This is a genomic window from Macromonas bipunctata (assembly GCF_002837135.1).
In the GTDB taxonomy this organism is placed as follows: Bacteria; Pseudomonadota; Gammaproteobacteria; order Burkholderiales; family Burkholderiaceae_C; genus Macromonas_A; species Macromonas_A bipunctata.
This window is the reverse complement of the sequence record NZ_NWBQ01000004.1, coordinates 38,383-44,986: the sequence shown is the minus strand read 5'-3', so window position 1 is coordinate 44,986 and position 6,604 is coordinate 38,383. Positions and strand designations below refer to the sequence as shown.

7 protein-coding genes and 1 pseudogene are annotated in these 6,604 nt (G+C 54.9%); 3 read left to right on the top strand and 5 right to left on the bottom strand.

Translation table 11 applies throughout. From position 1 onward, the window contains the following. Window positions 1–65: 65 nt before the first annotated feature. On the top strand, window positions 66–386 hold the full coding sequence (locus CON76_RS00950) for a helix-turn-helix domain-containing protein (protein WP_101101201.1): 321 nt from the start codon (window positions 66–68) through the stop codon (window positions 384–386). 39 nt (window positions 387–425) lie between these two features. On the opposite strand, the gene CON76_RS00945 is transcribed toward CON76_RS00950, so the two are convergent. Beyond that, a complete protein-coding gene (locus tag CON76_RS00945; RefSeq protein WP_169928945.1) occupies window positions 426–1,658 on the bottom strand; it encodes a helix-turn-helix domain-containing protein in 1,233 nt (410 codons plus the stop codon). Between the two features lie 365 nt (window positions 1,659–2,023). Here CON76_RS00945 and relB point away from each other — a divergent pair. Then, window positions 2,024–2,197: pseudogene (relB, locus tag CON76_RS13375) on the top strand (type II toxin-antitoxin system RelB family antitoxin); the annotation flags it as partial. Between the two features lie 80 nt (window positions 2,198–2,277). Further along, window positions 2,278–3,234, top strand: coding sequence for a lysozyme inhibitor LprI family protein (locus CON76_RS12680; protein WP_205758150.1), 957 nt, complete (start codon window positions 2,278–2,280; stop codon window positions 3,232–3,234). A gap of 8 nt (window positions 3,235–3,242) precedes the next feature. Here CON76_RS12680 and CON76_RS12675 read toward each other — a convergent pair whose 3' ends face one another. From CON76_RS12675 to CON76_RS00925, 4 genes are read right to left on the bottom strand one after another with little or no spacing between them, the layout of a single operon-like run. Then, entirely contained in the window at window positions 3,243–3,926 is a 684-nt protein-coding gene (locus CON76_RS12675; protein ID WP_145995286.1) for a hypothetical protein, read from the bottom strand. Next, on the bottom strand, window positions 3,923–4,369 hold the full coding sequence (locus CON76_RS00935; protein ID WP_101101206.1) for a DUF29 domain-containing protein: 447 nt from the start codon (window positions 4,367–4,369) through the stop codon (window positions 3,923–3,925). The genes CON76_RS12675 and CON76_RS00935 overlap by 4 nt, the downstream gene beginning before the upstream one ends. 8 nt (window positions 4,370–4,377) lie before the next feature. Further along, window positions 4,378–5,514, bottom strand: a complete 1,137-nt coding sequence (locus CON76_RS00930) for a PilT/PilU family type 4a pilus ATPase (RefSeq protein ID WP_101101197.1) — start codon at window positions 5,512–5,514, stop codon at window positions 4,378–4,380. A gap of 23 nt (window positions 5,515–5,537) precedes the next feature. Then, a complete protein-coding gene (locus CON76_RS00925; protein WP_101101195.1) occupies window positions 5,538–6,581 on the bottom strand; it encodes a type IV pilus twitching motility protein PilT in 1,044 nt (347 codons plus the stop codon). Window positions 6,582–6,604 lie beyond the last annotated feature (23 nt).

Below are 6,604 nucleotides of genomic sequence, written 5' to 3'. Positions count from 1 at the left end.
CATCAAAGTGATAAAAGAGGCAACGGGGTGGACTGCGGTGAAATATCCGGGCTAGGAGTTCAAAAATGATCGAGATCGAAAATAGCAGCGGCAACGTGTATGCAGACTTGCAACTGGCCGACGCCGAGGCGATGCGCGTCAAGGCGCAACTGGCCAGCAAGATTGGCGACATCATCCGGCACCGTCATCTGACGCAACAACAGGCGGCGGAGATCCTCGGCATGCCGCAGCCGAAGTTGTCAGGCCTGCTGCGTGGTCAGTTCCGTGGTGTCAGCGAAGCCAAGATGATCGAATGCCTCAACCGCTTGGGGCGTGATGTGGAGATTGTGGTGCGCAAGGCACCCCGCAGCCACGCGCAAGGGCATACGCAGGTTGTGTTCGCCTGATTTCTGGGTTTACCCAGCGTGCAGGGTGGCCATCTTCGATCATTTGGGCGGGCGCAAGTGGCGCGGATCGATGCCCAGCACCTCGCACGCCATGTGCAGGCGGCGGTGGCTCACCGGCTCCCCGGCCACGAACAGTTCCACCGCGCGCTGCGCCCAGCGCGTGTCGCGCCCTTGGTGGGTGGATGACGACATTGCACCGCAGCGGTCGTGGCGGTTGGCGTTGAAGCTGGCCGCGTACTGGCGCAGCTGCGCGCGGTGCTCCTGCGCAGCCTGGGCCTGTGCGGCTTGTTCCTCGGGCGTGAGCACGGCGGGCGGTGGCTGCAGACGCACAATCACCCGCGCTGCGGCCAGCGCATAGGCGCTGGGTGGTTCAGGCGTTGCCGTTGCCGGGGGCGTGTAGAACTCGGCCTTGAAGAAGTTGCGCTGGGGCTTGGCCAGCACCCATTGCGCGGCCTGCATGGGCGACAGGCCCGCCGTGGCGGCCTCGGCCTGCAGCTGCACGATGTCGCGCCGCGTGAGCGGGTCCTTGCCGTTGCGCTGGCGCTGCGCGTTGAGCTGGCCGACGGTGTCGGCGTCGATCTCGGTGGTGGTGCTGGTGGTGGGTGCCGCCGTGGGTGTTGCTGCCTGCGCTGGCGTGGTGACTGGTGCTGGCGCCGCCGATTGAAGTGGTGGCGGTGCATCCGCATCTTGCTGGACAGCCAAAGGGGAAGGGGGGAGGGCGGTTGCCGCAGGTGCAGCCATGGCCGGGCTGGCTGCTGGCAGTGCCTCGCGCACGCCTTCTTCCTTCCCTTCTGATTCAAACCCTTGTTCCCACCCTTCTTGGTACGCGCCATCTGCGTGGGGGCCAAGCGGCTCCTGCGCGGGGGGCGCGCAGCTGGCGCCTGGGGGGTGTGCGCCATCTGCGTGGGGGGCTGGTACCGGGCCTGAGCCGTACGCGGCGTCGTGCGGTGCGCCGTCGGTGGGCAGTTGCTCCAGTCGCACCTGGTAGATGCAGGTGCCGCTGTGGTGGACGCCAACCAGGCTCAAATAGCCCAGTTGCTGCAGGCGCGTGAGGTGTTCGGTGACGGTGCGGCGCGACCAGCCGCTTTCGCGCGCCAGCGTGCCGACGCTGCAGAAGCACTGGCGCCGATCCTTGCTGGCGTGCATGCCCACGGTGAGCAGCACCGAGCGGCTGGTGCCGTTCAGGCCGTTGCAATGCAAGATGCGGCGCACCAGGTCGATATTGATGAATTGCTGCCGTGGCGCGGCCACGGGCGTGCGGGTGTCAGCCATGATGAGGCTCCGTTTTGAACTGGTTGTAGTCCTCCTGCCCCACACCGACGCCAATCGGTGGTGGGCGGGCACGTGCGGGGTTGGCGTGCCGGCAAAACGGAACCGGTGAGCCTTGCGGCTCCCCCACACGGCCCGACCCAGAAAGCGGGGCCATGCGCGCAACGCATGGGGAAATGTGTAGTGCTGTGCCGTGCCCCACATGGGCGGTGGCGGTGTTGCGCCGTTTTGCTTACGAGACGCCAATCCCGGTGCGGCGGATTTTAGCGGAAAGCCCCCACTACCGGACACAGGCTGCACAACGTTCCCTTGTCCAACCAACAAGCAGTGAGATACTTGTGCCTCCGTTGGCCTAAGAGCGTTCCCGTGTGAGTGCCGTATCTCTGCGCCTGCCTGATGAAATTTCCACCTGCCTGCAACACCTGGCCGACGCGACTGGGCGCAGCAAGACTTTCTACATGATCAGGGTCACTCATGACCACCTGGACGATCTGGAAGACCTCTACTTGGCTGAACAGCTGCTACTAAACGCACATGCGGGAAATTCCAAATTTTTATTGATGAAATTATTAAAAAATTTTATTTTTGAAAATGCTATTCGTTGTATTTTGTGTAAATTTATTTGGTTTCTATTGATATGTTTTTCGTTCGTAAAGCATTTCTGTTTTTTGTTCTTGGGTTTGCTGCACCAGTCTCTGCCTTGGATTTTTACGAAAATCATTTATCAGGAGAAATATTTGCTACTGGTGAAGTTGAGAAAGATGATGCAGAAAAAATTGTGAAGATAATTAACCTTGAATATAAGCAAAAGCATAATATTGTTAGGGATTTAGTCACTATAAGTTTTGATTCATTAGGAGGGAATTTAATTGGTGGCTTGCGGCTTGGCTATGCTATACGCCAGCTTGGAGTGCATACAAATATTAAATATAATCAATCATGTATGTCTGCATGTGCGCTTGCGTTTTTGGCTGGGCAGGAAAGAACGGTAGAAGGAAGTTTTGGAGTCCATGCTGCCAGTTTCGATAAAAAAAATAAAACAACCAAAGATATTGATCAGATTAACTCCGTTCAAAAATTAAGTGCCATAATAAATTCTTATGTTAATGAAATGACTGGACGCAGCGACGTTGCTTTTCGAGCTCTTTCTACATCAGCATCTGATATTTCAATTTTGAGTGATGCAGAATTGGTGTCAATGAATGTAATTACAATTGCGCGTCGCCCAAGCCAGTTTGGTCGCCCTGGGTTTAAATGTCCAGCATATCATAATTTTACTGTTTTAAGTACTGTTTGTGTTCATATGGACATTTCCATGATGGATAAAGAACTTAATGATCTTTATTTAAAAATTCAAAAAGAAAGTTTTAATCGTGAACTGGAGGTCGAGCAAAATCATTGGAGGCGGTATCGAAATTCTTGTATTAACAATGGTCAACCCAATGGATATGCAAGTGTTGTGTACTGTATTCGTGAGGCTTACACAATAAGGCGCGATCAATTAATGTCTATTTGGTTGAGTATAACCACAAAAAAAAGTGCCCCAGTCTCGCAAAATTGGAAACCGATAACAGAGTAAAAATGTTTTTATCTATTTGATTCAAGCCACTCTGGAACGGGTTCATTGCGGCTTTTGTAGCCTTTTATTTTTTCGAGTTGAGTAAAATCTGTAGTTGCGCTTAATATGTTTTTTCCATTGCGTGTTAATTTAGCATACATAGAAAAATCTTTAAAGTGGCAAATTTCGTATAAATTAATGTCTTTTTCGCAATATTCTTCTCGCCCATATCTTTGATTAAATTTTACCTTTAGTATAGGATTGTTATAAACTATTTGAACACTTGATACCAAAAAAGATGCCTTGCATTCATTTTTTACATTTTTTATTTCTTCTTTTTCGATTGAGTGTGCACAAAGAGTATTCTCTGCAATTTCTTGAAAAATATTTTTACCTTTATTTTTGTTAGATAATTTACTTGAAAGTTCATCTATTGTAATATATCGGGGCCCAAAATTTTTAGATTCTAATGTAAATACAGCATTAATTTTATTTATTCCCAGTCCTGATATTTCAATCATTTTTTCTTTTTCTTTTAGTAATGCTGAGTTTATATTTTTATAGTTTGCGTGTGGGTATTTTTCTATAACTTCTTTCAGGGTGTCATGAAACTGAATATCGTAAAATATTTCTGCTTTTGCCGTAAATGAGGTTAATACAATAAATATAAAAATTAATAATTTTTTCATGTTTTTGAATTTATTGATTTTCATTTGTTGATCATCATGTTTTCAGGGAAATCTTCTGCCAACACCTGCGTCATGGGCCACGGGCAGTCTTCCGGAAAGCTGTCCAATCCGATCCCGTCGATGGCCTTGGTCACTGCATCGGCCCAAACGCCCGCCAGCCAGTCGGCGTCGGTGAGTGATGCCTTGAGGCTTGGGGTCTGGCGCAGTGCCGCCGCAATGGCCTTGCGCTGTTCCTTGAGCGTGCGTGTCCAACTGCTGCCGCGCCGACCCGGTTGGTGTTGCCACTTCAGCAGGTGCGCCAGCAACACCGCCACCCGGCGGGCCAGCTCGCGTTGTTCCGCTTTGCCCACATCTTCGATCTCTTCGGCCATGTGTTCAATGTCCAGGGCCGAGAGCTGGCCCGAACGCAGCAGCGCGGCCTGTTCTCTGGCCCATGCCACGATGTCGGTTGCGTAGGCTGTACCCACGCCAGGTTTCACAGCAGCTCCAGGTGCTCGGTGCCGGCGCCCAGGTCGGCGTTGCGCGCGCGCTGGCTGTTGAGCTTGATGTTGAGCTTGAGGTCGTTTTGCGAGTCGGCGTTGCGCAGCGCGTCCTCGTACGAGATCAGGCCGGACTCGAAGGCGTCGAACAGCGATTGGTCAAAGGTTTGCATCCCCATTTCACGGCTTTTTTTCATCGTCTCTTTGATCTGGGTGATCTCGCCTTTCATGATTTGGTCGGCAATGAGTCCGCTGTGCAGCAGCACTTCGACCACGGCGGTGCGGCCTTTGCCATCTTGACGCGGTATCAGGCGCTGCGCAATGATGCCTTTGAGGTTGAGCGACACGTCCTTGAGCATTTGCGCGTGGCGCTCTTGCGGAAAGAAGTTGATGATGCGCTCCATGGCCTGGTTGGCGCTGTTGGCGTGCAAGGTGGCCATGCACAGGTGGCCGGTTTCAGAAAACGCAATCGCGTGTTCCATGGTCTCGCGGTCGCGGATTTCGCCCATCAGGATCACGTTGGGCGCCTGGCGCAGGGTGTTCTTGAGCGCGGCCTCCCAGCTGTCGGTGTCCAGGCCAATCTCGCGCTGCGTGATGATGCAGTTCTTGTGCTGGTGTACGAATTCCACCGGGTCTTCCACGGTGATGATGTGGTCGTAGGCGTTCTCGTTGCGCCAGTCCACCATGGCGGCCAGGGTGGTGGACTTGCCCGAGCCGGTGCCCCCCACCAGGATGCAGATGCCGCGCTTGGCCATGGTCACGTTCTTGAGGATCTGCGGCAGGCCCATCTGGTCGATGGTGGGGATTTTGGCCGGGATGGTGCGCATGACGATGCCGACTTTGCCCATTTGGATGAACGCGTTGACCCGGAAGCGCCCGATGCCCGTCGGCGCAATCGCAAAGTTACATTCCTTGGTGCGCTCGAACTCGGCGGCCTGGCGGTCGTTCATGATGGCGCGCGCCAGCGCCTGGGTGTGCTGGCCGGTGAGCGGCTGGGGCGAGACTTTGGTGACTTTGCCATCGACTTTGATGGCGGGCGGAAAGTCGGCGGTGATGAACAGGTCGCTGCCGTTGCGGCTGACCATGAGTTTGAGCAGCTCGTTGACGAACTGGCTGGCCTGGTCGCGTTCCATGGGGCGTGTCCTTGTGCTGGTGCTTAGCCGGGAAAGTTTTCGGGGATCTTGGCCTTGCTGCGCGCCTCGGCGGGCGTGATCTGGCCGCGCTTGACCAGGTCGGCCAGGCTTTGGTCCAGCGTTTGCATGCCAAAGCCGTTGCCGGTCTGGATGGAGGAGTACATCTGCGCCACCTTGGCCTCGCGGATGAGGTTACGGATGGCGGGGGTGCCCAGCATGATCTCGTGCGCGGCCACGCGGCCATTGCCGTCCTTGGTCTTGCACAGCGTCTGCGAGATCACGCCCACCAGCGATTCCGACAGCATGGCGCGCACCATTTCCTTTTCCTCGGGCGGGAACACGTCGATGATGCGGTCGATCGTCTTGGCCGCCGACGAGGTGTGCAGCGTGCCAAACACCAGGTGGCCGGTCTCGGCGGCGGTCATGGCCAGGCGGATGGTTTCCAGGTCGCGCATTTCGCCCACCAGGATGGCGTCGGGGTCTTCGCGCAGGGCCGAGCGCAGCGCGTTGGCAAAACTCAGCGTCATGGGGCCCACCTCGCGCTGGTTGACCAAGCACTTTTTGGATTCGTGGACGAATTCGATCGGGTCCTCAATGGTCAGCACGTGGCCGTACTCGTTTTCGTTGAGGTGGTTCACCATCGCGGCCAGCGTGGTGGATTTGCCTGAGCCGGTGGGGCCGGTGACGAGTACCAGCCCACGTGGTTTGAGCGCCAAATCGGCAAAAATCTTGGGGCAGCGCAGTTCTTCGAGCGTCAAGATTTTGGACGGAATGGTGCGGAACACCGCCGCCGCGCCCCGGTTCTGGTTGAAGGCGTTGACCCGGAACCGCGCCAGTCCTTCAATCTCGAACGAGAAGTCCACTTCCAAGAATTCTTCAAAGTGCTTGCGCTGCGCGTCGTTCATCACGTCGTACACCATGGCATGCACTTGCTTGTGGTCCATGGCTTCGACGTTGATGCGGCGCACATCGCCATGCACCCGTATCATGGGTGGCAAACCCGCCGACAGGTGCAGGTCGGACGCTTTGTTCTTGTAGCTGAAGGCCAGCAGCTGGGTGATGTCCATGCCGATAAATCCGTTGAATTCAA

Coding starts and splice junctions, on each gene's coding strand:
- CON76_RS00950 (WP_101101201.1), top strand. CDS start 66: ATGATCGAGATCGAAAATAGCAGCGGCAACGTGTATGCAGACTTGCAA.
- CON76_RS00945 (WP_169928945.1), bottom strand. CDS start 1,658: ATGGCTGACACCCGCACGCCCGTGGCCGCGCCACGGCAGCAATTCATC.
- CON76_RS12675 (WP_145995286.1), bottom strand. CDS start 3,926: ATGAAAATCAATAAATTCAAAAACATGAAAAAATTATTAATTTTTATA.
- CON76_RS00930 (WP_101101197.1), bottom strand. CDS start 5,514: ATGGAACGCGACCAGGCCAGCCAGTTCGTCAACGAGCTGCTCAAACTC.
- CON76_RS00925 (WP_101101195.1), bottom strand. CDS start 6,581: ATGGACATCACCCAGCTGCTGGCCTTCAGCTACAAGAACAAAGCGTCC.